Consider the following 26,697-nt stretch of genomic DNA (forward strand, 5'->3'; position numbering starts at 1 on the left):
AAAAGCATGAAAGGCGCATTATCAGGGCCATTTTTAAGATTATATTTACTCACGTTATTATTTTTTAGTGCTAATGCAATTTTAAATGTCTTTATTCCACTGCGTGGTCATGACTTAGGTGCAACGAATACAGTTATTGGAGTAGTGATGGGCGCTTATATGCTTACTGCCATGTTGCTACGACCTTGGGCAGGACAAATGATTGCTCGTGTAGGTCCCATAAAAGTGTTGCGCATTATTTTAATTATCAATGCATTGGCACTGATTTTATATGGTTTTACTGGACTTGAAGGCTATTTTATTGCCCGGGTTATGCAGGGGATATGTACGGCTTTCTTTTCAATGTCCTTACAGCTTGGTATTATTGATGCCTTACCGGAAAAACACCGTGCTGAAGGCGTATCGTTATATTCTCTCTTTTCGATGATTCCTAACTTAATTGGACCGTTAATTGCGGTGGGTATTTGGCAGATACATCATATGTCTGCTTTTGCAGTAATCATGGTAATGATTGCATTATCAACCACGATATTTGGCTATCGTGTGACGTTTGGAGAGCAAGAGCCAGATACGAGTAGCAAGATTGATGCTTTACCGTATAATGCAGTGACTGTGTTTGGACAATTATTTAAAAATAAAGCACTATGTCAAAGTGGTTGTATCATGATTTTAACGTCCATCGTCTTTGGAGCTGTAAATACATTTATTCCTCTTTATGCGGTGCGTGATAGCTTTGTACATGCAGGACTTTTCTTAACAATTCAAGCGATAGCGGTTGTATTGTCACGCTTTTATTTACGCAAATACATACCATCTGATGGACAGTGGCATTCAGTTTTTATGCTACGTGTGTTATCATTACTCGTTATTTCAGCCGTTGTGATAGCGTTTGGCCCACAGCTTCCACAAATGATTGTCTATATTGGTGCTGTCTGTATTGGTATTACTCAAGCACTCGTTTATCCAACACTGACATCTTATTTAAGTTTTGTCTTACCAAAAGTTGAGCGTAATATGTTGTTAGGTCTATTTATTGCTTGTGCAGACCTAGGTATTTCACTAGGTGGTGTACTGATGGGACCAATATCAGATTGGCTAGGATTTAAATTCATGTATTTACTATGTGCGAGCTTTGTTGTCATTGCTATGGTGTCCAGTGTCAGTAATTGGAATCAGCAACAATGTCATAAGCGATAGTGTTCGAAATTTAAACAATCACTCATGCCTTGAATCATAGGATTGTTTAAACATATAGAGGCTACACAGTTGCCATCATACAAACGCAACTGTGTAGCCTTTTTAAATCGTTAGCTAATGAACTTCTGACAAGTGATTAATTGACTTTATTGTATGAGATATCTTCGTCTTTGTCATTAGGTACGTTGAAGTCTTGATTTGTTTGGAATAACACAGATCCTTGAGGTGCTAATGTCTCTGGAATTTGAGAAATTGGTTGTGGATGAACGTTATTGAAGTCTGCATCTCCTTTGAAACCATACGGTCCACTATTTTCTTTTTTCACAAGGGCGATTCTAAAGTTAGTCATGAATTTACTAAGTGATAAATTAGGGTCTACATGTTCATGAATTGCATTTTGAAGTGCAGTATTCGTATCACCTGGATCATTAATGAGTTCTTTAAAGACTTGTTCACCATTGTCACTTTGTTTTTTCAGATATTCAATAAAGAGGTAAGATAATGAGTAGTTTGATAATGTATCACCTTGTTCGTCCCAACGGATTAATGAATGACCATAGGCGATGGATTTTGAATTATTATAATAATCGATACGTGAATTCAATGGTGCATTCAAGTACATTTGTTCACTAGCCATTGATAATGCTTCGTTTAACCATGGATCCATTTCTTCTTGACTTTGTTCTTTAAATAGATTTTCGTTGGCATTGACCATATGTTGATATTCATGCGCTAATGTGGAATAGATTTGTGATTCATTCAAATGTTGACGATCTGTTCCCATTGATGGATACGTATCCATATAGAAGATTTCGCTGTGGTTTGATCCTCGGACATTGTATAAATCTCTTGGATGGAAATAACCACCAATATACGTTCCTGTTTGGTCATAGTTATCTTTAATATCATATACAAGGATATTTACTTTACCATTATTGTCAACATCAGAGGGTTCACCAAAGTTGTTTTCGATAAGTGGGTCGATACGTTCATCAAATTCTCTACCAATGTTTTGCGCTTGTTTATCAGTAATGTATTGATCAGCAACCCACACTTGGGCTTTTTTACCATCGTATTTTAATGTAGCAGTGGTTTGTTCATCTTGATTAGTTCTATTATCAATTGTTGTAAAGGTACGCTGATCATTTAGGCTATATTGTTTGCCGCCATTTTGACTGCGGTTTTCACTCTTTCGAATCGGTTGTTTATTCTTTGGTGCCTTAAATAATTTATCTTCTTTGAAGGCTTCGCGATTTTGTGGTCCCATTTGCTTCACGGTTTGCTGTTTAAGTGCAGCACGGTTATAGCTGCCTGTATAAGCTTGGCGGCCATCTTTATCTATATTTTCATTGTTAACGACGTAGGATGCGGCTTGTGCGCATTGTGAAATCGGTAAGGCAATAGTAATCGTTGTGCTAAGGGCGATTAATAATTTATGTGAAATGTTCATAGCAGACTCTCCTTTTTTTAAAAATTTAGATTTATTTGAAATCTATATACTATTCTATGGACTAGCAGTAAAATTTTGGTTTTTAGCTCTTAACTGTTCAAATATTTGCCTAACTGTATAAAATAAAACTTTTCATATATAATGAAAAATATGACTAAGTTATACAAATTATATTTTTAAATATTGATTGCAAGCATAGAGGAGATGAAAATATGAAAAAAGCAATTTTTTTGTTATTGGATGAATATGCAGATTGGGAAGGCAGTTATTTAGCATCAGCTTTAAATCAAAGTGATACGTGGGAAGTGATGACAGCATCTATCCAAGATGAAGTGCGTTCGATGGGTGGTTTAACAACCCTTATTGATGTTCAGCTTGAAGCGGTAAATGCGTATGACTTATTGGTATTGATTGGTGGTAAAAGTTGGCATATCGACAATCAGATTTTAAATCATTTTGTTCAACAGGCATTTGAACAACACAAACCTATTGCTGCCATTTGTGGTGCTGTAGATTATTTAGCACGGCAAGGACATTTGAATACGTATCGACATACCGGCAATGCGGTACAGTTATTAGACCAATACGAAAATTATCAGCCAACTTATCCATTTATTGCCACGCAGGTGGTGCGTGACAAACATTTAGTTACGGCAAATGGTACAGCGGCCATTCCTTTTACAGCGGCTGTACAACAGTTGATTGACTTTGATTCAAATGACAATATAGAACGACAGGCCTATATGAATCAATTTGGATTTTATGATTATTGTGAGCGTTATGGTAATCCATATTTATAAAATATAAATTTAAAAATGATAAACATTTGTTCAACTTGAAACGAACGCTGTAATATAGTCTGTTTATTTGATTTTTCAAAATAATAATAATGCTATATTAAACATTTATATGAATAATTGAGTTTGACTATTATTTTGAGTAGCGTATAATGGTTACGTGTTTATTAAAAAATGAAACATAACAATAATTAAGGAGTTATTATGGGTAATGAAAATAAAAGCAATAAGATAAGTTTGGCACAACTTGTGCTATTAGGACTTGGTTCACTCATTGGTTCGGGTTGGCTATTTGGAGCGTGGGAAGCTTCATCTATCGCAGGACCAGCAGCAATTATTTCATGGTTGATTGGATTTATCGTCATTGGAACTATTTCATATAACTATATTGAAATCGGCACTATGTTTCCACAATCAGGTGGAATGAGTAACTATGCACAATATACGCATGGTTCGTTGCTAGGCTTTATTGCAGCTTGGGCGAACTGGGTATCATTGGTTACCATTATTCCTATTGAAGCTGTGTCGGCTGTACAATACATTAGTTCATGGCCTTGGGATTGGGCTAAATTTACATCGGTATTAATGGAAGATGGCTCAATTAGTACAAGTGGGTTATTTGCAGTTTATATCATCATCATCATTTTTTCACTGTTAAATTATTGGTCGGTTAAAATTTTAACGTCATTTACAAGTTTGATTTCAGTGTTTAAATTGGGTGTGCCATTATTAACAGTTATTATGTTAATGCTGTCTGGCTTTGACACAGGAAATTATGGTCATTCTGTAAGTACGTTTATGCCTTATGGTAGTGCGCCAATTTTTGCGGCAACGACAACATCAGGAATTATCTTTTCATTTAACGCATTCCAAACAATCATTAATATGGGGTCTGAAATTCGCAATCCAGAAAAGAATATTGCACGTGGTATCGCAATTTCACTATCATTAAGTGCTGCATTATATATTATTTTACAAAGTACCTTTATTACATCAATGCCTCAATCTACGATTAATGCACATGGTTGGAGTGGTATTAACTTCAACTCTCCATTTGCTGATTTGGCGATTTTATTAAACATTAATTGGCTAGCAATTTTACTTTATATTGAAGCCGTTGTTTCGCCATTTGGTACTGGTGTATCATTCGTAGCTGTGACAGGGCGTGTATTACGTGCTATGGAAAAGAATGGGCATATTCCTAAATTTTTAGGAAAAATGAATGAAACATATAATATTCCACGTGTTGCCATTCTTTTTAACGCAATAATTAGCATAATTATGGTAACGTTATTCCGCGATTGGGGAACATTAGCAGCCGTAATTTCAACAGCGACACTTGTGGCATATTTAACTGGTCCAACAACTGTAATCGCCTTACGTAAAATGGCACCAAAAATGACGCGACCATATCGTGCAACATTGCTAAAAGTGATGGCACCATTATCGTTTGTCTTGGCTTCACTAGCAATTTATTGGGCAATGTGGCCTACAACAGCTGAAGTTATCTTTATTATTATTTTAGGTTTACCGATTTATTTCTTCTATGAATATAAAATGAATTGGAGAAATACGAAGAAACAAATTGGTGGTAGCTTATGGATTATCGTGTATCTTATTGTATTGGCAATTCTGTCATTTATTGGAAGTAAAGAATTTAAAGGTATCAATTTGATTCACTATCCATATGACTTTATCGTGATTATCGTAGTTGCATTGATCTTTTACAGCATCGGAGCAACAAGCTATTTTGAAAGTATTTACTTTAGACATGCGAAGAAAATAAATACTAAGATGGCAAGAGACCTAAAAGATAATGAACTAAATAACAAGTAAAAAAATTAGGTTTTAAATTAATACAGTCTGAGACATAAATCTCAGAAAAATAACACTCAGATGAATTGAATTTCAACTCATCTGAGTGCTTCTTTGTATTTGTCCAAGAACTTTATGTCCAGACCTTTTATCTATTTCAATACTTATTAGGCATTGTTTTTATATTTATAAACTAAGCTTTTTGGTAAATGGCAGTAGTCATCAGGATAGCGTTCTAATCTATTTTGATGCATATCGGCACTTTTAATATAATTGGTCAGCGGTAAGACTTCCGTTGCAATAAGATGATGGTCTTCAATAGCATCGATAAAGGCTTGAGCTTCTTTTAAATGTTCAGGGTTTTCACTATAGAATCCAGTTCTATATTTTAACCCGATGTCTTGACCTTGTTGATGAAGACTATAAGGATCGATAATTTCAAAGAGATAGCCCATCAAATCTGTAACGGACACGACGTTTGGATCAAATTCCGTTTTGACAGCTTCCACGTAACCGTCGTACTCACCATCTAGAGATTTTGTAATGCCATTTGCGCGACCACTTGTCGTATTGATAACCCCTGGGAGTGTTCGAATAAATGCTTCAACGCCATATAAACAACCACCTGCTAAGTATACTGTTTCCATAAACAACCTCCTATAATTGAAAATCATTATCAATTAGAATTATAGTAAAATTGTAGTGATAATTCAATGTATGCAACCAGTTTCTGTCAATGCAGTCCTCAAAGTACATATAATAAAAATGGTATACTTGAATATGAAATGAGTCGCATTCGCAATGATGCGATTATATACTCAAATGATAAGAAGGAACGCCAATGAAGATTTATATATTACAACATGTCCCATTTGAGACCCCTGGGAGTTTAGCTTATTTAGATGCGCATATTATTAAATTATATGAAACGCCAGTCCGTATACCCGATGCTCAGCAAGTTGATGTGCTTATTATTTTAGGAGGGCCAATGAGTGTGAATGACGATATTCCTTGGTTAGCAGAAGAAAGAGCGCTTATTATTGCTATGCTTAAGCAACAGAAACCAATGTTAGGGATTTGCTTAGGTGCACAACTCATTGCGCAAGTGCTCGGCGCAACAATTTATAACAATTCAGCAGGTAAGGAAGTAGGATTTTCAAATATTAAAAAAACAACATCTCGTTATAACTTCTTGCCTGAAACGTTAGACGTTTTACACTGGCATGGAGAAACATTTTCATTACCTCCTGGGGCAGAACGACTTTATTGTTCACCTTATTGTGAAAACCAGGCATTTATTTATAAAGATTGTGTGATTGGTTTGCAATTTCATTTAGAAACAACGTCTCAGACATTACAAGATCTTGTTGCAGCTGACTACAAATATATTGAAGGGAATGTACTACAACAAACACGTGACAGTATCTTGCAACACGAAATACCAACTGACAATCAAATCGTCTTAAGCAAGATTATGGATCATCTTATAGGAGGATGTACTTATGGAGAAACATATTCATAAAGATTTATTACCGGCATTTAAGCGCTTGTCGCCAATGATTTTTACTGAAGCGCGATTACCACTCATCAGAGGTATTAATCAAAAGTTAATTCGTCCCTATAAGGATGAATCATTACAGTTTACAGAACATCATATTGCATATGCAGATAGTGACGTCTCTATAAGAGTGAAAGTGTATGCGCCTAAAGCACAACAACAGCCTTTGCCTGTCGTGCTATATATTCATGGGGGAGGTACGTTCTTTGGAACGGTAGAAGGTAACGATGCTACATGTGCAAGTTATGTTAAACATGTACCGTGTGTGGTCGTTTCTGTAGATTATCGTTTAGCACCTGAACACCCCTATCCTGCAGCACTAGAAGACTGTTATCTCGCATTACAATGGATTGTTAGCGAACGTGAAACATTAAATATCGATATTGATAGATTAGCTGTAGTTGGTGGCAGTACTGGGGGAGGACTAACGGCAGCTTTAACACTATTAGCCAGAGATAGAAAAGGGCCTAACATTAAATTTCAAATGCCGTTATTTCCAATGATAGATGATACGTGCGCCACACCTTCAAGTCAGGAAGTTTTAGATTCTAAAGTATGGTCTTCGGAATTAAATCAATTTGCTTGGTCGATGTATCTGAAAAATATTAAAGGTGATGTACCTAAATATGCAGCCCCAATACGTGAAACAGACTTCAGCCAACTTCCAGCGACATATACTTCTGTAGGAACGTTGGATCCATATCGAGATGAAACCATCAATTATGTACAAGCGTTGGCTCAAGCGGGTGTACCCGTTGAGTTTCATTTATATCCAGGCTGTTATCATGAATTTGAATCTATCGCGCCAGATGCACCTATTAGTAAACAATCCAAAGCGGCGGCGCTACAAGCTTTAAAACAGGCATTAACAGATGAAGATGCATCTTTTAAAGCTAAGAATAATGAGAAATAATAACATAACAATGCTTTCATACACATACACCATTTATAAAATATGACATAAGTGATTGTAGCAGGTTCTTAATAAGTAGAAGAACGGAGCGGGACAAAATTCATTATGAATTCGTAGTCCCGCTCTCTTTATAGTGATATTATTTCTGATAGTATTTATCGTTATTAATCGCATCATTTGGGTCGACTAAGTTATTTAAAGTAGGTTCGTATAAATCATGTTGATATTTCTCGCTTGCAAAATTTTTAATATGTGCGATGAAATCTTCAATACTAATGTCTAGCTTACGTTTTGAAAAAGTAATATTGTTTTTATTAAAATCAGGACTCTCATATTTTTGAGTATAGATTTTGTAAGAAATTTTAAAGTTATTAAACTGATTTTCAACTGGTTCATAGCTGGTTAATAAACGTCTTAGCACTTTATTAGAATTGTCACTGTGATGACTCATCAATAAGATTAAACTTTGTAATTGTTTATCTAAACCTTTGAAATCTGTGTGAATCTCTTGGTAAATCTCTGTTGTATTGTCTTTGTTGAAATTGGAATAATTGAAATCTAAATAATTATTGCGTACTTTTGCGGCTTTATACGCAATAACATCTAATGAACTGACTAAATCATTATGATAATCTTCTCTTTTATCTCGCTCATCTTTTCTAAATTGGAATATTAATGCTATGAATGTCCCAGCTAACGTGAACAAACCACCGATAATGGCTGCAATAAACTCACTCATCAAACAATCCCTCCAACCTATATTAATTTAAAGCTATTATGGCATAACATTTGTTTTATGCAAATTTAATATATAAACAAAATATCAATAGAAACAAGCATTAAAAATGAAATATTACTGATTTATTTGAAACAATGACTACATTGAATTATGTCAAACCAACAACATTTAAATTAAATTTAAAATTTATATTGTTAACGCTTACTTTAACGTGCTAAAATATCTGGGAACAATTCATTCGAATTCAATCAAAAGTAGTCAAATTAGTGCAGATGATAGTGTGATGTTTATGTTTTAGGACCATTAGTGTTTTATATATCTAGCTAGGCCATACATCATGTTCAGTCTGAATAGATTGTTGTTAATCGATAATGAATACTATTTTAATTGAGTTCTTGCTTGGAGGTTAGAAAGGTGAGAAAGAAATTATTCGGTCAATTGCAACGTATAGGTAAAGCATTAATGTTACCAGTTGCTATTTTACCAGCTGCTGGGTTGTTACTCGCACTTGGTACTGCGATGCAGGGTGAATCATTACAGCATTATCTACCATTTATTAAAAATGGTGTGATTCAAAATATTGCCCTAATGATGACAGGGGCAGGTGGGATTATCTTTGATAACTTGCCAATGATTTTTGCTTTAGGTGTAGCTATCGGTTTAGCCGGTGGTGATGGTGTAGCTGCGATTGCGGCATTTGTTGGTTACATCGTCATGAATAAAACGATGGGTGCTATCTTAAATGTTACCCCAAATGAAGTAAAAGATGCTGCCAGTGGTTATGCCAGTGTATTAGGTATTCCTACGTTGCAAACAGGTGTCTTTGGTGGGATTATTATAGGTGGCTTAGCCGCGTGGTGTTATAACAAATTTTACAATATTTCGTTACCATCGTACTTAGGTTTCTTTGCGGGTAAACGTTTCGTGCCAATTATGATGGCAACGACGTCATTTGTTTTAGCGTTTCCAATGGCATATGTATGGCCAATGATTCAATCTGGATTGAATGCATTTAGTGAAGGATTATTGGACTCTAATACAGGTTTGGCCGTATTCTTATTTGGCTTTATTAAGCGATTGTTAATACCATTTGGCCTACATCACATTTTCCATGCGCCATTTTGGTTTGAATTTGGTTCTTGGAAAAATGCGGCAGGGCATATAGTACGAGGAGATCAACTAATCTTTATTGATCAAATTCGTGAAGGTGCACATCTGACTGCTGGTAAATTTATGCAAGGTGAATTCCCAGTAATGATGTTTGGTTTGCCGGCAGCGGCGCTAGCGATTTATCATACAGCAAAACCTGAAAATAAAAAGGTTGTTGCAGGTTTGATGGGTTCAGCAGCTTTAACATCATTTTTAACAGGTATCACAGAACCACTAGAATTCTCATTCTTATTTGTGGCACCGTTGCTCTTTGTTATCCATGCACTGTTAGATGGACTATCATTCTTAATTCTATATTTACTTCATTTGCACTTAGGTTATACATTCTCAGGTGGCTTTATTGATTACGTACTTTTAGGGGTATTACCTAATAAAACAGCTTGGTGGCTAGTCATACCAGTTGGTTTAGTCTATGCAGTTATCTATTATGTTATATTTAGATTCCTCATTAAGAAGTTAAACTTTAAGACACCAGGTCGCGAAGACAAAATGGCTTCAGCTAAACAAACAGCAGCAAGCGAGTTGCCATATGCAGTATTAGAAGCAATGGGTGGTAAGACGAATATTAAACATTTAGATGCATGTATTACCCGATTACGTGTTGAAGTGAATGACAAAGCGAAAGTGGATGTTGCAGGATTAAAAGATTTAGGGGCTTCAGGTGTGTTAGAAGTTGGTAATAATATGCAAGCTATTTTTGGTCCTAAATCAGATCAAATCAAACATGAAATGCAACAAATCATGAATGGTGAAGTTGTCGAACATCCTATGTCAGCTGAAGATGACTCTGACGAAGCGGTAGTTGTAACAGAAACAAAAGCACAAGCGGAGACACATAGTGAAAGTGTCGTTGCGCCATTAGAAGGAAAAGTAGTCGATTTAGCTGATGTTCCGGATCAGGTCTTTAGTGAGAAAATGATGGGAGACGGCATAGCGATTGATCCAGTTAGTGGTGAAGTTCGAGCACCGTTCAATGGTAAGGTTCAAATGATTTTCCCTACGAAGCATGCCATCGGTTTAGTATCTGATCAAGGATTAGAGTTATTAATTCACATTGGTTTAGATACAGTTCAATTAGAAGGACAAGGTTTCACAATGCATGTCGAAGAGGGGCAAACAATTGAACAAGGTCAACAATTAGTAACCTTTGATTTAGACTATCTTGGTGAAAATGCGAAAAGTTTAATTACACCAATTATTGTGACGAAAGGTGACATTACAGATATAGCTGTAAAAGCTGGTAACAGTATCCATTTCGGCGACCACCTTTTTAACATTAAATAAACAGCTTGAAATAAAAGCGGTTTGAACATCATTTATAGAAAAACAGGATTGGATTTAAATTCCAAAATAATAGCACAAAGATGATTTGAAATTAAAAATCGTCTTTGTGCTTCTTTTGTAATCAATACTGTGTAGTCGTATATGAAGTTATACTAAAATGCTTATAAAAAAATAAGAGATTTTCGTAACATTTAATGAACCTCATTAAACTAAATGAACAAGGTGATTTATGTATAAAATCAACATATGCTACCAATAGAACCTTTAGTTTTAATATATTCAAATGTTATGGTGAAACTATACCGAAGAAAGGATTTTGGTGCTATAACTTTAGTCCGTCACATTGATGTTCCAAAGTGTTGTGCTATTTCATTGCTTTTAATGCTTTATAGAAAATATCTCGTTGACGTTCTAAAGAAATAGGATCATTATATTGTGTTTCACTGACATCAAATTTAATGACACGATGTTTTTTGACAGCATTGAGACTCTTCCAAAATTGTGTTTGTTCAAACTGTGGTGACTTGTTACCTTGTTGAGCAATAACAGCAATATCACCAATATATTCTGGGAACTGTTCTTCATTGATTGGTGTTGCTACTTTTTTCTGAGTTGCTTGTTTTAATGCTTTAGGCTGTTTCAAGCCATAGCCCTCATATATAATCTCTGTTCCACGTCCCATGTGATTGCTGAAAGCCATAATGCCTTTAGGTGTTTGTTGTAAGACGGAAGCAGTTTTCCCCTTAATCATAGGTGCCAATGCTTTCTTATCTTTTGCTAATTGTTTTTCCCAATGTTTTAGCCATTGGTCTGCTTTATGTTGCTCGTTAACAAGTTGTGCTAATTTTTTAGTAGTGTCTTTATAAGATGATTGATTCGCATCGAACACATAGGTTGGGGCAATTTTTTTCAATTTCCCATAATTTTTATCGCCTTTTGACGTAATAATTAAATCGGGTTTTACTTTGGCAACTTGCTCTACACTAGTATTATCTATACGTTTAATGCCTTTTGTGGCCTTGTTTAACACTTTATTTTTAGCAACAAATTTTGGTACGGCAATCGGTTTATGGCCAAATTTTACTAAAGCACCTACATATGTGGGATGTAATACAGCGATGCGCTTAGGATTTTTAGGTATTTTAACTTTATTGCCGTCATCCATCGTTACTGTTCGCATGGCTTTCGTATTGCTATGATCTTTAGCGCGCTCATGATTATCATTTGAGTTACAAGCAGCTAAAAATAATATGGTACATAACGTTAATATGATAAATCTTTTCATTTCATCACCCTTTATTTAAAAAAATATGTATTGATAATCGTTATCAATTATAGCATAATTTTAAATATATTTAACTTTTAAATAAATTTAATTATTAGAATTTTAAAGGGGAGTTATCATGAATAAACGTCGACAGGTCTTTCAAATGGATGGCTTTGAAATTACCATTCAATTACCAAAGGATTATGGTAAGCAGAAGGTTAAAAGATATGCTGCACTCATTGTTCATGATGGCGATATGTTATTTAAACGGTGTAATAAAGATATGATTTTTATCGGCATTCTTTCTAAAGAACGTACAAAAGACTTTACACCGTGGCCGGCAAAAGTTGGCACAAGACTTAATCAAGGCCAAGCGTCTAGGTATCTCACTTGGTTAACGACACAATTGTTACCTTATGTGAGAGAACAGTATCGTGTATCATTAAATAATCAGGATATTGGCATTGCTGGTGCATCTTATGGTGGACTTGTGTCACTTTATGCATTGTATACCATGCCGCAACAATTTGGGAAATACATTTTGATTTCCCCTTCAGTATGGTATCCGGAATTCATAGATTTTATGAAGCAACAGCAGGCGATTAATGCGTCAGTACATGTCTACTGGTATGTAGGGATGAAAGAAGGCATTAAGCATACACAGATTGTTAAAGACATGGTTGGTAACAGTTTGTTGGGAAAAGCAATATTAGCGAATGATTTAGCAAACGAGACGTCGACATTTAAATTTCAAACAGCTAAGCGTGGTATTCATCGGCAGCGATACTTTAAAAAGTTTTTCAAACGTGGTTTGAAGGAAGTGTTTTAACATGAGTAAATAGTTAATATCACAGCACTGTAAATTTAGTATCGTTTCTTATTGAGCTTGTCAGACATGGATATTTAACTTGTGCTATTATAATGAGAATAGTAAATAAAGGAGTTAATATATGGAAAGACAACCAATACAACGACATTTAGAAGAGAAACGCGCAGGCTTTCATGAATTGTTTTTTGACTTGATTTTTGTCTATGCGATTCAAAAAATTGCGCATGTTATTTTACACACACATGGCGGTACCATTTCTGCCGATTTGTTTTTTAAATATATTATGATGAGTTTAATCTTATGGATATTATGGTCGCACCAAACATTCTTTACGAACCGTTTTGGTAAGACGTCTAAGACCGATGTGTGCTTCATGATGTTTAATTTGTTTGTGCTGATTTTTCTATCGAATAGTTTATATCCAAGTTTTGAAAAGACATTTTTCCCATTCTTTTTATGTGTCACAATCATGTATGTGAGCATTGGGTTACAATATCTAGTGCAGCTAAGATATACGCGTTATCCTAATGACTACCAAACGTGTAAAGCTTTTGCTATCGTCGCATTTACGGTAGCAGCATTGTCGTGCTTATCACTTATTTTACCGACACATATTCATTATTATAGTGCCTTTTTAGGTGTCTTTGTAGCTGGCACAGGCTTAATTCCATTTAGAAAATATTTATATCAATCACCAGTCAATATGATGCACTTAGTTGAACGTTTTTCATTACTAACGATAATTATTTTTGGAGAAGTGCTTGTCGGTTTAGCATCTACCTTTAGTATTAAACATTTTGACATTATTTATATATTTCAATTTCTAATTTTGGTTAGTCTATTTGGGATTTATTGGCTAGTCACTGAAAACTATATCAATCACCAGCATAAGTCGATAGGATTTTTACTTGTGTATACACATTTGGTGATTAATATTGCATTAGGTATGTTAAATACAGCACTTGTATATAGTAATAGTAACGAGCTGTATCGTTTCTTTGAAATCAACTTATTATATGTAAGTATAGTGCTATTTTTAGCAGGACTATGGTTTAATTCATCATATTTTCACGCACATTTAAAAATAGTAAAACCAATTGTCTATCAAATTATAATTATTATTGTGGCATATATGATGAGTATCGTGTTTATTAATGTAGGACATGTCTTTGTAATTGTTACAGCAATTGCGACGTGTTTAATTTTAGCGATATATTATTTAAAAGTAGCCGAATAGTACGCATACTCAAAAACTGACGAAGTCTTTAAGGGCATTCGTCAGTTTTTTCATTAATAGATACGATTATGGCTTGCGTGAGTGGTTACATAGATAAAGTAATTAGAAAAACAAGGGTAGTTGTATCCTTTTTAAATGGTGTCACAGCATATAACATGATATTTTAAAGAAAAGAGATAAAAAAGGTGGATTTAAACGGTGAGACAAATAAAAGGCTTTGTACTTCTATTATGCTTATGTATGATGTTTAGTCCATTAACTACCTATGCAGCAAAAACGCCCACACAAATCGCTGAAGCGGAAAAGCAACATATCGCTCAGCACTACAATCCTAAAAGTATGATTGTAACTACGCAACAAGGACAAATTCTTTACGACTATCATCAGCATGACAACGTAGATCCAGCATCAATTACCAAGCTAATGACTATTTATTTAGTATTAGACGACATAGATAAAGGTAAAATTAAATTAACTGATGAAGTAAAAGTTTCAGGATGATATGCCAAAATGTCACGCATACCGGGATTAACAACCTTTCCATTGATTAAAGGTAAAACATATACGATTAAGCAATTATTAAAACAAGGTGCATTAGCGTCAAGTAATGCAGCAATGTTGGTGTTGGCAGAACATATTGATGGCAACTCATCTGATTTCACACATCGTATGAATCGTAAGGCGCAAGCATTGCACATGAGACATACGCATTTTAATAATCCTAGTGGTGCAGATAATAGATTAATAAAGCCCTTTGCACCGTCAAAATACAAGCAACAACATTTCTCTAAAACGACTGCGAAAGATATGGCTGTATTAACACAACAATTAGTAAAGCAACATCCTAAAGTGTTGAAGATTACAAGACTGACGTCCGATAAACAACATGGTCATATGCTTAAAAACACTAATTTATCATTACCCGCACAAGCTGATGGTTTAGCGGGTGCTGATGGTTTAAAAACAGGTACCAGCAATCACGGCTATAACTTAGCGTTAACAGCTAAACAAAATAACTTAAGAATTCATTCAGTGCTATTTCAAGTAAAGCCATTTGCTGATGAACGAGCAAAACATGTGCGTCAACAACTTTCTAATATCATGGTTCGACGTGCTTTCAAAAATTATGATTATCGCAAAGTGCTTAGTAAAGGTCAGCATCGTATTCAAGGGAAAATGTATTATGTGAAGAAAGATTTATATGATGTTGTACCTAAAGATCACAAAGGTTATCAGTTCAAAATCAATCACGGTAAATATGTGCATTTAACGTATCAACGTTCATTTTTACCGGGAACACACCCGCCAAAAGTAGAAGTGGTTAAAGTATCCGGGATGAAACGGCCCATAGTCATCAGTCTATGTATAAGTGGTGGACTAATTATAGCGTTTATCTTTACAATTACTATGATCAAAAATAGAAAAAGAATATAAAGTAAAATAAACAAACACAGCAAGTTGGGGTGGGGGCCCCAACAAAGAGAAATGCAACAAGCATTTCCACGAACAACGAAAGTTGGGGTGGGCCCCAACAAAGAGAATTTCGAGAAGAAGTTTACCAGGCAACGCAAGTTGGGTGGCTGAAGTTCTCTCCCTAAGAAGCCAATCATACAAAGTATTATCAATAAAGAAACCAGAGTCTGGGACAACATTATGTTTTAGGCGCTGAATGCTATATTGGCAGTAGTTGACTGGAGTGCAAATACGCTGGATACCAAGCTTTTTCACTCCTAGTCAACTTGGCAGGAGCGGGACTACGAATTCATCATGAATGCTGTTCCGCTCCTTGGTTTTTCTAAAAAGGATGTTCTATTCTCTGTTTCTTTAGCGCTCTTCTAGTTCTGACTCGATGCCTAATAGCTCAAAAGGATTAGTGTTAGCTATTTCAAGCATGACTTGAGCGATATAATGTGAGCTATATTGAACATTGTCATTAATCCAACGTTCAATAACGCCTAAATGCCCATGAATAATAAAGTTTAATGCAATTTCATTTTTAAACGTTAATGAAACATGATTTTTCTCTAATAAAGGTAGGAAAATATTTTCTCGTACCTTTTCAACTAATAGTGAACGGAATCTTGTATTATTCATATTGATAAACAGAACACGAATAAACTCATAATTCATTTCAATGTATTCTAATAACTTATAAAATGATACTTTAAATTCTGAACTGAAAATGGCATCTTCTGAGGATGAATCTCGTTTTACATAATCTAATAACTCTGTAATTGTTTCATCAATGATTGAAACAATAAAGTCATCTTTACTTTGATAATGTAAGTAAAATGTACTGCGGTTGATATGTGATGCTTCAGCAAGTTGTTGTATGGTAATGTCTGAATAGTTTTGAGTGCTTAATAATTGTGTTAAGCCTTTTTTTAAATAGTTATTCGTCCGTTTTTGTCGTTTGTCCATGTTGTTTTCCTCCTTATTCGTCTATCATTTGGAATTTAATCAACACAAATTTTAAAAACGTCTATTATAGTGCAAATCTAGAAATTTTTAATGAGAAATATCAAATGTTTTGTGGTATCTTACATAATAGACAATTTGTCTATTAAAAGATAAACGAAAATACTACAGAAAGCAATGGTTAACACTTAGTTAGATAATGACCTTGCTAAAAAATAAAAAAGGGAGTAAGAGATAATGAAGACAATTTTGAGATTTAAATGGCCGATTTCAATATTAGTAATCATTGTAATTGTGTTGTCACTTATTTTTGCACCAAATTTGTCTCAATTGGCAAAAGAAAAGGGTGAAATTAAGCCTCCTGATAGTACATCGTCACAAAAATATGAACATATGTTGAAAGACGTAGGAGCAAATTCTAATTCCATAGTTGCAGTCATCAAAATGAAAGAACCATTAAGTGAACAAGGCAATGACAAAGTAGAACATTTTATTAAAGAAATTAAAAAGATAGATGGCGTTAATCATGTTATATCACCGTATACCAATAAAGATACCTTCAAAAAAGTTGTCTCAAAAGATAAAAAAACAATAATGATTCCAGTTGAAATGACAACAGGTGATTCTGTCAAAGTGGCTGATAAGATTAATAAAATTGACGATCACCCTGGAAAAGTGTACTTAACTAATAATGATTTAGTTACACATGATATTAATAAAGCGACAGATAAAGGGCTACAGAAAACAGAAATTGTAACAGTTGCTTTAATTCTGATCATTCTATTTGTAGTATTCCGCTCTGTTGTCACACCATTTATTCCATTGTTTATTGTAGGTTTATCTTATTTATTTAGCTCTGCAATTATTGCATTCTTAGTAAAATATTGCGATTTCCCAGTATCAGTATATATTCAGCCATTTTTAGTAGCTTTATTGTTTGGTATTGGTACAGATTATTGTATTTTATTATTGAATCGATACAAAGAAGAGTTGGCCGCGCATGATGATAAGACGAAAGCGGTTTATGAAACATTTGTGAGTGGCGGTAAAACGATACTCATTTGTGGAAGTACAATTTTTGTGAGCTTCTTAGTGATTTTGTTTGCACAATTCGATTTATTCCGCTCTGCGGTGGGTATCGGCGTAGGTGTAGTATGTTTATTAATTATTATGTACACATTACTTCCACTTATCATGGTGTTATTAGGCGAAAAAATATTTTGGCCAAGTAAAAAAGCAACATCGCACAAAGAAAATCGATTTTGGGGTAAACTTGGAAATTTATCTAGTAAACACGCATTCGTTGTCATTTTAGTGATTTTAGCTGTATTTTTACCACTTATTTACTTCACACCAAATAAAATCACATACGATAATACAAATGAAATAAGTAATCATTATGGCTCTGTTAAAGCCTTAGATATTATCAAAGATAAATTTGAATTAGGAGAAGCTTTCCCGGTAACCATTGCCATCAAAGATAATGATAAATTAACAACATCTAAAGGGTTAAGTGATTTAGAAACGTTAACGAAAAGTATAAATAAAATCGATAATGTCAAAGGTGTTAATACGATTACTCGTCCAACAGGCACCCCAATTAAGCAATTATCTGCCACAAATCAATTAAATGAAATTCAACAACAATTGACGAAAGCCAATAAAGGATTAGGACAAGTTAACAATGGTTTAGGTACAATGCAACAAAAGGTTCAGCCATTGACACAAAGTCAAGTTGTACAGCAACAAATGCAACAAGCAAGTCAAAATCCACAGGCTGGTGTTCAAAGTATTACACAGCAAGCAAGTCAATTATCCCAAGGCTTGCAACAAGCACAACAAGGTAATGAACAAGTCATCGATGGTCAAAAAGAAATACAAAGCTATTTGAAAGGTATGTCACAAGACGATAGTGTTAACCGTTCAGGTATGTATATTTCACAAGATATGCTGAATAATAAAGATATGAAACGCTCAATTGACCAATATAGTGCAAACCACGGTAATGTTGTCTTGCTCAATGTAGAATTAAAACAAAATCCTTATTCTAAGTCAGCCTTTAAAACGTTAAATAACATTAAAAATACAGTAGATAATCAGAAAAATGGTACTGTATTTAAAAATAGCAAGATTGAATACGGCGGTGTTACCTCACAAAACGCAGATTTAGACCACACGATTAATACGGATATGACGAAAGTGATTATATTAATGTCTCTAGTTACATTCTTAGTACTTGTCGTCTTTAAACGTTCTATTATTATGCCGTTGTATATGATGTTCTCAATACTCATTACGTATTACGTTTCTATGGGTATCGCCAATATGCTATTTGATTATTCGTTTGGTGAAAAAGGCGTACTTTTAGTAGCACCATTCTTTAGCCTAGTTATATTATTCTCATTAGGTATTGATTATGCAATCTTCTTACTCAACCGCTTTAATGAGGAAGTACGCACACATGATATTCATAATGCATTAATAACTGCGATGAAGAAAATGGGTACGGTTATTGTGACAGCATGCATTATTATCGTTGGTACCATTGCGGCATTGTACACATCAGGAATGCTCACACTGATGCAAATTGCGACAATACTCATTTTGGGGCTACTTATATATAATTTATTCATCTTACCATTGTTTATTCCAGCCGTAGTAAGCACGCTAGGTAAAGGAAATTGGTGGCCATTAAAAGGTCCTAAAAAACAGCAACATAAATAGATGAAATAAAAAAAGATACCTCTTAATTGATATGATGCTTGGTCATGTTGATTAAGGGGTATTTTAATAAGATGAGCTGCTAAATAAACAGTGAATTAAGTTATTTTATTAACGTTATAATGTGATAAGCTGTTAAAATTTACTCTTAAAAAGAAGTAGCCAGGAGGTTATGAGCATGGATAGTAAAGTATTAGTGACAGGTGGTACCGGCTTTTTAGGCATGCGTATTATTTCGGAACTATTGAAACAAGGTTATGACGTACGTACAACTGTGCGTTCTATCAATAAACAAGCAAATATTTTAAATACAATGAAAGCCAATGATATTCCAACAGAACGACTCACATTTGTCGAAGCAGATTTATCTAGTGATGAACATTGGGATGATGCGATGCAAGGCTGTCAATATGTGCTAAGTGTCGCTTCGCCTGTCTTTTTTGAAATTCCTGACGATGAGTCAGAAGTAATACGTCCTGCAATCGAAGGTGTGCAACGTATTTTACGTGCTGCTGATCATGCAGGTGTTCAACGTGTTGTGATGACATCAAATTTTGGTGCGGTTGGTTTTAGTAATAAGGATAAATCAAGTATAACGACGGAACGTAATTGGACAGATGCACATGAACCGGGCTTATCAGCTTATGAAAAATCTAAATTATTGGCTGAAAAAGCTGCATGGAATTATGTTGAAAATGCGACGCGTAAAATAGAATTTGCAACAATCAATCCAGTAGCAATGATGGGCCCATCTTTAGATGCACATATTTCTGGTAGTTTTGATTTAGTCAAAAATTTAGTTAATGGTTCAATGAAACGCATACCAAATATTGCATTAAATATTGTTGATGTGAGAGATGTCGCCGATTTGCATATTCGTGCAATGACGCATAATGAAGCAGACGGTAAACGCTTTATTGCCACTGCAGACGGTCAGATTACTATGCCGGAAATCGCAGCGCTTATTAAGAAAGAACGCCCAAATCTAGCACAGAAAGTATCAACAAAACGCGTGCCTAATTTTATATTATCGTTAGGTGCAAAAGTGAATAAGCAAGCGAAAGAGGGCAAATTGTTACTTGATATTAATCGTAATGTTAGTAATGAACAAGCTAGGAAATATCTTGGTTGGACACCAATAGCGACACAAGAAGAAGCGATTTTAGCAGCACTTGACAGCATCGTACAATATGATTTGTTAAATAATTAATGATTCATACAACGCTGTAATATAAATTCAAAGATAATGGCACAAAGATGATTTGAAATTAAAGGCGTCTTTGTGCCTTTTTATATTTAATGATTTGTATTGTATGGTTTCACTTTCCCAGTGTGCTGTCTCAGTCTAAACAAATATATTGGTAGTAGTTGTCTAGATTGAAAATACATTTATCCCTAGCTTTTTTCAATCCTAGTCAACCTTGCTGGAAGCGGGTCTACGAATTCAAAATGAGTGCTATCACGCTCCCATTTGCTTCATATCTAATTTATAAAATTTCTTAAAATGTGTTTTGTTCGATGTTCAGCGGGAAACGTCTATTAACACATAAAAAGGAGTGGAACAACATGAAAAAAGAGAAAACAATCGCATTGATTACAGCATCGGCACTATTTTTAGGTGCTTGTAGTCAATCAGATAACCATACCACGACATCGAACCATCAAAAAGATAGTCATCAGGGGACAATTGCATTAAAAGAAGTTAAAACGAAACCTGAAGACGCGATTAAAAAAGCTCAGAACAGTTATAAAAATCAGCAAGTGACCGAAATCTCTTTTGAAAAATCAAATGGAGAATGGGTTTATAAAGTCGAACAGCAAAACCCTCAGAACCATAATGAATCTGAGGTTATAGTTAACGATAAAAGCCAACGTGTCGAGCATAAAAAATCAGAAAAAGGTGATCAAGATCATTCAGATGACCAAGACACGTTTAAATATAGCGAAGTGAAAAGCTATAAATCAGCTATTAAAGCAGCACAACGAGCATTTGATGGTGAGATTAAAGAATGGTCACTCAGTAAAGATGATGGTAAGTTAGTCTATGATATCACGTTACAAAAAGGTAAAGAACAACGTGATATCACAGTAGATGCGCAAACAGGTAAAGTAATAGACAACCAACAAGACGATTAAAAGTTGGCAATCAAAAATAGAAGTTAAAGCTGACATAAGAAACGCGGAGCAAAAGTCAAATTTGATAATTGCTTCGCGTTTCATGCTTGATTATATGAATGATTGATAGTTCAAAACTATAATTTATACATTGCACAATACAACTGTTGCATAACACAACTAAATGAACATTAAACTGTTTTACAAACTAATACAGGTTTACGATTTAGACAAATATTTGATGAAAATTAGTCATAAATAATGTGAAAAAAATCACAATAACCATGCTACAATGCTCTTGAAAACACTTACAATAGAAATGGAGGGCAACTGTATGAAAGAAACATATAAACATACTGATGCTTGGCAAGGTTTTAAAAATGGTCGTTGGAACAAACATGTAGATGTAAGAGAATTTATTCAATTGAATTACAATTTATATGAAGGAGACGATGCGTTTCTAACAGGACCTACAGAAGCAACCCAAACATTATGGCAACAAGTGATGCAACTGTCTAAAGAAGAACGTGAACGCGGTGGCATGTGGGATATGGACACTAAAGTTGCTTCAACAATAACTTCTCATGATGCAGGCTATCTTGATAAAGATTTAGAAACTATAGTGGGTGTACAAACGGACAAACCGTTTAAACGCTCTATGCAACCATTTGGTGGTATTCGTATGGCTAAAGCAGCTTGTGAAGCTTATGGTTATGAATTAGATGCCGATACAGAAAAAATATTTACAGAATATCGTAAAACCCATAACCAAGGTGTTTTTGATGCGTATTCTAAAGAAATGCTTGCTTGTCGTAAAGCAGGTGTCATTACAGGATTACCAGACGCTTACGGACGTGGACGTATTATCGGTGACTACCGTCGTGTTGCACTCTACGGTGTAGACTTCTTGATGGAACAAAAACTACATGATTTCCATACGATGTCTACAGAAATGTCAGAAGATGTTATCCGCTTGCGCGAAGAATTATCAGAACAATATCGTGCATTAAAAGAGTTAAAAGAATTAGGTCAAACGTATGGCTTTGATTTAAGTCGTCCAGCTGAAAACTTTAAAGAAGCGGTGCAATGGTTATACCTTGCTTATCTTGCAGCAATTAAAGAACAAAATGGTGCAGCAATGAGTTTAGGTAGAACATCAACGTTCTTAGATATTTATGCTGAACGTGATTTAAATAATGGAACAATCACAGAAAGTGAAGTTCAAGAAATTATCGATCATTTCATCATGAAATTACGTATCGTAAAATTCGCACGTACACCAGATTACAATGAACTATTTTCAGGTGACCCAACTTGGGTAACTGAATCAATCGGTGGTGTAGGTATTGACGGACGTCCGCTCGTAACGAAAAACTCATTCCGTTTCTTACATTCATTAGATAACCTTGGACCAGCGCCAGAACCAAACTTAACTGTGCTATGGTCTGTACGCTTACCTGATAATTTCAAAACGTATTGTGCTAAAATGAGTATCAAAACAAGTTCAATTCAATATGAAAATGATGATTTAATGCGTGAAAGCTATGGTGATGATTACGGTATTGCATGTTGTGTATCTGCCATGAAGATTGGTAAACAAATGCAATTCTTCGGCGCGCGTGCTAACTTAGCAAAAACATTATTATATGCGATTAATGGTGGTAAAGATGAAAAATCTGGCAATCAAGTAGGACCGGAATATAAAGGTATTGATACAGAAATATTAGATTACGATGAAGTATATGATAAGTTTGATAAAATGATGGACTGGCTTGCAGGTGTCTATATTAATTCATTAAATATCATCCATTACATGCATGATAAGTACAGTTATGAACGTATTGAAATGGCTTTACATGACACGAACATTATTCGTACGATGGCAACAGGTATTGCAGGATTATCTGTCGCAGCTGATTCACTTTCAGCAATTAAATATGCCCAAGTGAAACCAATTCGTAATGAAGATGGTTTAGTGGTTGATTTCGATATTACAGGCGATTTCCCTAAATATGGTAATAATGATAGTCGCGTTGATGATATTGCTGTCGAACTCGTTGAGCGCTTTATGACTAAGCTACGTAGTCATAAAACATATCGTGATTCTGAACATACGATGAGTGTCTTAACAATCACTTCAAACGTTGTTTACGGTAAAAAGACTGGTAACACACCAGATGGTCGTAAGGCAGGAGAACCATTTGCACCAGGTGCTAACCCAATGCACGGACGCGATCAAAAAGGTGCATTATCATCATTAAGTTCGGTTGCTAAAATTCCATATGATTGCTGTAAAGACGGTATTTCTAATACCTTCAGTATTGTGCCAAAATCACTTGGAAAAGAAGATGACGATCAAAATAGAAACTTGACAAGTATGCTAGATGGTTATGCTATGCAACATGGACACCATTTAAATATTAACGTATTTAACAGAGAAACATTAATGGATGCAATGGAACATCCTGAAGAATATCCACAATTGACGATTCGTGTATCTGGATACGCGGTAAACTTTATTAAATTAACACGTGAACAGCAGTTAGATGTTATTTCTCGTACATTCCATGAACAAATGTAATAGAAGTAGGGTGGGAGTCAAATGATTAAAGGACACATACATTCCGTTGAAAGTATGGGCACTGTCGACGGACCTGGATTAAGATATATATTGTTCACGCAAGGTTGCTTATTACGCTGTTTATATTGCCATAATCCTGATACGTGGAAGATTAATGAGCCATCAAGAGAAGTGACTGTTGATGAAATGGTTAACGAAATATTACCATATCAGCCATACTTTGATGCCTCAGGTGGTGGTGTGACCGTAAGTGGTGGAGAACCATTACTTCAAATGCCATTTTTAGAAGCGCTATTTAAATCTTTAAAAGCATATGGTATTCATACATGTATTGATACATCAGCAGGTTGTGCCAATGATACCATTGCTTTCAATCGTCATTTTGACACACTACAGCAGTATACGGATTTAATCTTATTAGATATCAAACATATTGATAATGATAAGCATATGGCTTTAACAGGAAGACCCAATACCCATATATTGAAATTCGCTCAAAAATTATCAGAAATGAAACAACCCGTGTGGATTCGTCATGTACTTGTTCCAGGTTACTCAGACGATAAAGAAGACTTGATACGACTAGGAGAATTTATTAATTCGCTAGATAATGTAGAAAAGTTTGAAATCTTACCTTATCATCAGCTCGGTGTTCATAAATGGAAGACGTTAGGCGTACATTACCAATTAGAAGATGTTGACCCCCCTGATGAGGAAGCGGTAATGGCAGCATATCGGTATGTGAACTTTAAAGGTAAAATCCCAGTACAATTATAATGAATGATGACCTCTCTATATTGCCAATATTTGGTAATGTAGAGAGGTTTAATTTTATGTAAAATACATATAGACCTCTATCTATATAGATGTTAATCTATATATGGATAAAGGAGGATAGCCATGTCATATCAATCGTTAGCAGTAAAATTAAAGGTATGTGCAGATGCGACACGCTTAGAAATCTTAGACTTACTATCATGTGATGAGTTGTGTGCAGACAATATTTTAAAATACTTTAATATTTCGCAACCAACACTGAGCCACCATATGAAAGTGCTAGTTGCACATCATTTTGTAGAAGTACGTAAAGAAGGTAATAAGCGAATGTATCGCTTAAATCAAGAACATTATCAACAGTTAATACAGCAGCTAAATCAGATTCACCAATCTAATCCGATGTGTATTTGTAATGATCTTGAGCGAGGTGGAAGTCAATGATAACTATGCTAGCGATCCTTATATTTATAGTGACGATTATTTTTATTATTTGGCAGCCAAAGGGCTTAGATATTGGTATCACTGCATTGATGGGTGCCATCATTGCTTTATTAACAGGTGTGGTCAGCATTGGAGATGTTGTTAAAGTTACTGATATTGTATGGAATGCGACGTTAACTTTTGTCGCATTGATTATCATCTCGTTAATTTTAGATGAAATTGGTTTTTTTGAATGGGCAGCATTACATATGGTACGTGCTTCTAATGGTAAAGGGGTAAAGATGTTTATCTATATTTTGCTTTTAGGTGCAATCGTTGCAGCTTGCTTTGCTAATGACGGTGCAGCCCTCATTTTAACGCCTATTGTCTTAGCTATGGTACGTCATCTTGGCTTTAAAGAAAAAGTCATTTTCCCATTTATTATTGCATGTGGTTTTATTGCAGATACGACATCATTGCCTTTTACCGTCAGCAATTTAGTGAACATCGTTTCAGCTGATTTTTTTAGTTTGAGTTTTATGGGTTACGCAATTAGAATGCTAATACCGAATTTCTTTTCCCTTTTTGCAAGTATCATTGTGTTGTGGCTTTATTTTAGAAAAACAATTCCTAAACATTTTGATCATTCACAATTAAAAGAACCTACAGCAGTGATTAAAGATTATCGATTATTTCGTTGGTCATGGATTGTACTCAGTGTGCTATTTATAGGTTATATACTAAGTGAATTTCTACCTATACCGATATCATTTATTGCTGGAACGATTGCACTTGTTTTCTTAGCATTAGCACTGCAATCGCATGTTGTTAATACAACAAAGGTGGTCAAAGGTGCACCATGGAATATTGTTATCTTTTCCATAGGAATGTATTTGGTTGTTTTTGGTTTGAAAAATGTAGGCATTACAACATTATTATCACATGTATTAGTGACGATAGCACATCATGGCCTCTTTACAAGCATTATGGGTATGGGCTTTATGTCAGCAATATTATCTTCTGTGATGAATAATATGCCTACCGTGATGATTGATGCGATAGCTATCGACCAAGCAGCTGTAGTAGGAATAGTTAAAGAAGGCATGATTTACGCTAATGTGATTGGTTCTGACTTAGGACCTAAAATGACGCCTATTGGTTCCCTTGCCACATTGTTATGGCTTCATGTCTTAAGCCAAAAAGGGATGAAAATTTCTTGGTGGACGTATATTAAGACAGGGGTTGTGATTACATTACCTGTCCTCTTTATCACATTAATAGGTTTATACATCACTTTGAAGTGGCTATAATCTCAAAAATGATGTCATCTCTGTATAATTCGTTTATCGTGTTGGAATGCTTGTATATGATTGTCAAACACGATAGGATAATAAATTTGATTCAAGAAA

General features: G+C 34.8%; 20 protein-coding genes and 1 pseudogene. 16 read left to right on the top strand and 5 right to left on the bottom strand.

The genetic code is table 11. From position 1 onward, the window contains the following. Positions 1-6: 6 nt before the first annotated feature. Positions 7-1,197, top strand: a complete 1,191-nt coding sequence (locus HMPREF3267_RS05805) for a staphylopine family metallophore export MFS transporter CntE (RefSeq protein WP_002460837.1) — start codon at positions 7-9, stop codon at positions 1,195-1,197. 136 nt (positions 1,198-1,333) lie between these two features. Here the strand turns inward: HMPREF3267_RS05805 and HMPREF3267_RS05810 are convergent, their stop codons facing one another. After that, on the bottom strand, positions 1,334-2,647 hold the full coding sequence (locus HMPREF3267_RS05810) for a M30 family zinc metallopeptidase (RefSeq protein ID WP_002460836.1): 1,314 nt from the start codon (positions 2,645-2,647) through the stop codon (positions 1,334-1,336). A gap of 212 nt (positions 2,648-2,859) precedes the next feature. Here HMPREF3267_RS05810 and HMPREF3267_RS05815 point away from each other — a divergent pair, with 212 nt between their 5' ends. Both HMPREF3267_RS05815 and HMPREF3267_RS05820 read left to right on the top strand, forming a co-directional pair. Continuing rightward, the gene (locus HMPREF3267_RS05815) at positions 2,860-3,447 is read left to right on the top strand and encodes a DJ-1/PfpI family protein (RefSeq protein WP_002460835.1); all 588 of its coding nucleotides are present in this window, start codon (positions 2,860-2,862) and stop codon (positions 3,445-3,447) included. Between the two features lie 201 nt (positions 3,448-3,648). After that, on the top strand, positions 3,649-5,280 hold the full coding sequence (locus HMPREF3267_RS05820; protein WP_070823828.1) for an APC family permease: 1,632 nt from the start codon (positions 3,649-3,651) through the stop codon (positions 5,278-5,280). A 146-nt stretch (positions 5,281-5,426) separates the two neighbouring features. Here the strand turns inward: HMPREF3267_RS05820 and HMPREF3267_RS05825 are convergent, their stop codons facing one another. Then, positions 5,427-5,906 (bottom strand): peptide-methionine (S)-S-oxide reductase, encoded by a 480-nt coding sequence (locus tag HMPREF3267_RS05825; protein ID WP_002460833.1) that lies wholly within the window; start codon positions 5,904-5,906, stop codon positions 5,427-5,429. A gap of 194 nt (positions 5,907-6,100) precedes the next feature. Between HMPREF3267_RS05825 and HMPREF3267_RS05830 the strand changes: the two genes are divergently transcribed. Together HMPREF3267_RS05830 and HMPREF3267_RS05835 are read left to right on the top strand one after the other, a co-directional pair. Then, the gene (locus HMPREF3267_RS05830) at positions 6,101-6,781 is read left to right on the top strand and encodes a type 1 glutamine amidotransferase (protein ID WP_002479091.1); all 681 of its coding nucleotides are present in this window, start codon (positions 6,101-6,103) and stop codon (positions 6,779-6,781) included. Further along, positions 6,762-7,730: an alpha/beta hydrolase gene (locus HMPREF3267_RS05835; protein ID WP_062078296.1), complete on the top strand. Its 969-nt coding sequence runs from the start codon at positions 6,762-6,764 to the stop codon at positions 7,728-7,730. The genes HMPREF3267_RS05830 and HMPREF3267_RS05835 overlap by 20 nt, the downstream gene beginning before the upstream one ends. Positions 7,731-7,869: 139 nt before the next feature. Here the strand turns inward: HMPREF3267_RS05835 and HMPREF3267_RS05840 are convergent, their stop codons facing one another. Then, complete coding sequence (locus HMPREF3267_RS05840; protein ID WP_002460829.1) at positions 7,870-8,469, bottom strand: hypothetical protein; 600 nt, start codon at positions 8,467-8,469, stop codon at positions 7,870-7,872. A 462-nt stretch (positions 8,470-8,931) separates the two neighbouring features. Between HMPREF3267_RS05840 and ptsG the strand changes: the two genes are divergently transcribed. Further along, positions 8,932-10,923, top strand: a complete 1,992-nt coding sequence (gene ptsG / locus HMPREF3267_RS05845; protein ID WP_248285658.1) for a glucose-specific PTS transporter subunit IIBC — start codon at positions 8,932-8,934, stop codon at positions 10,921-10,923. A 364-nt stretch (positions 10,924-11,287) separates the two neighbouring features. On the opposite strand, the gene HMPREF3267_RS05850 is transcribed toward ptsG, so the two are convergent. Next, on the bottom strand, positions 11,288-12,208 hold the full coding sequence (locus HMPREF3267_RS05850; RefSeq protein WP_062078294.1) for an ABC transporter substrate-binding protein: 921 nt from the start codon (positions 12,206-12,208) through the stop codon (positions 11,288-11,290). 118 nt (positions 12,209-12,326) lie between these two features. On the opposite strand from HMPREF3267_RS05850, the gene HMPREF3267_RS05855 reads away from it, so the two are divergent. The 3 genes and pseudogenes from HMPREF3267_RS05855 to pbp4 all read left to right on the top strand — a co-directional run bounded on the left by HMPREF3267_RS05855 (position 12,327) and on the right by pbp4 (position 15,690). Further along, positions 12,327-13,019 carry an alpha/beta hydrolase gene (locus HMPREF3267_RS05855; RefSeq protein ID WP_002479088.1) on the top strand — a complete coding sequence of 231 codons (693 nt, stop codon included), beginning with the start codon at positions 12,327-12,329 and terminating at the stop codon, positions 13,017-13,019. A gap of 121 nt (positions 13,020-13,140) precedes the next feature. Then, entirely contained in the window at positions 13,141-14,256 is a 1,116-nt protein-coding gene (locus HMPREF3267_RS05860) for a low temperature requirement protein A (RefSeq protein ID WP_062078292.1), read from the top strand. 198 nt (positions 14,257-14,454) lie between these two features. Beyond that, positions 14,455-15,690: pseudogene (gene pbp4 / locus HMPREF3267_RS12855) on the top strand (penicillin-binding protein PBP4). A gap of 390 nt (positions 15,691-16,080) precedes the next feature. On the opposite strand, the gene HMPREF3267_RS05870 reads toward pbp4, so the two are convergent. Beyond that, positions 16,081-16,677 carry a TetR/AcrR family transcriptional regulator gene (locus HMPREF3267_RS05870; protein WP_002460823.1) on the bottom strand — a complete coding sequence of 199 codons (597 nt, stop codon included), beginning with the start codon at positions 16,675-16,677 and terminating at the stop codon, positions 16,081-16,083. A gap of 234 nt (positions 16,678-16,911) precedes the next feature. On the opposite strand from HMPREF3267_RS05870, the gene HMPREF3267_RS05875 reads away from it, so the two are divergent. The 7 genes from HMPREF3267_RS05875 (at position 16,912) to arsB (ending at position 26,598) form a co-directional block, all read left to right on the top strand. Further along, the gene (locus HMPREF3267_RS05875) at positions 16,912-19,398 is read left to right on the top strand and encodes an MMPL family transporter (protein WP_062078290.1); all 2,487 of its coding nucleotides are present in this window, start codon (positions 16,912-16,914) and stop codon (positions 19,396-19,398) included. A gap of 175 nt (positions 19,399-19,573) precedes the next feature. After that, entirely contained in the window at positions 19,574-20,605 is a 1,032-nt protein-coding gene (locus HMPREF3267_RS05880; protein WP_062078288.1) for an SDR family oxidoreductase, read from the top strand. Positions 20,606-20,961: 356 nt separating this feature from the next. Further along, positions 20,962-21,531 carry a PepSY domain-containing protein gene (locus HMPREF3267_RS05885; protein WP_062078286.1) on the top strand — a complete coding sequence of 190 codons (570 nt, stop codon included), beginning with the start codon at positions 20,962-20,964 and terminating at the stop codon, positions 21,529-21,531. 313 nt (positions 21,532-21,844) lie between these two features. Further along, positions 21,845-24,091 carry a formate C-acetyltransferase gene (pflB, locus tag HMPREF3267_RS05890; protein ID WP_012990671.1) on the top strand — a complete coding sequence of 749 codons (2,247 nt, stop codon included), beginning with the start codon at positions 21,845-21,847 and terminating at the stop codon, positions 24,089-24,091. Positions 24,092-24,112: 21 nt separating this feature from the next. Continuing rightward, a complete protein-coding gene (pflA, locus tag HMPREF3267_RS05895; protein WP_012990672.1) occupies positions 24,113-24,868 on the top strand; it encodes a pyruvate formate-lyase-activating protein in 756 nt (251 codons plus the stop codon). A 123-nt stretch (positions 24,869-24,991) separates the two neighbouring features. Further along, positions 24,992-25,309 (top strand): ArsR/SmtB family transcription factor, encoded by a 318-nt coding sequence (locus HMPREF3267_RS05900; protein ID WP_002460816.1) that lies wholly within the window; start codon positions 24,992-24,994, stop codon positions 25,307-25,309. Then, positions 25,309-26,598: an arsenite efflux transporter membrane subunit ArsB gene (arsB, locus tag HMPREF3267_RS05905; RefSeq protein ID WP_269466908.1), complete on the top strand. Its 1,290-nt coding sequence runs from the start codon at positions 25,309-25,311 to the stop codon at positions 26,596-26,598. The genes HMPREF3267_RS05900 and arsB overlap by 1 nt, the downstream gene beginning before the upstream one ends. Positions 26,599-26,697: the final 99 nt, after the last annotated feature.

This window comes from Staphylococcus sp. HMSC62D11 (assembly GCF_001839145.1).
Classification (GTDB): domain Bacteria; phylum Bacillota; class Bacilli; order Staphylococcales; family Staphylococcaceae; genus Staphylococcus; species Staphylococcus lugdunensis.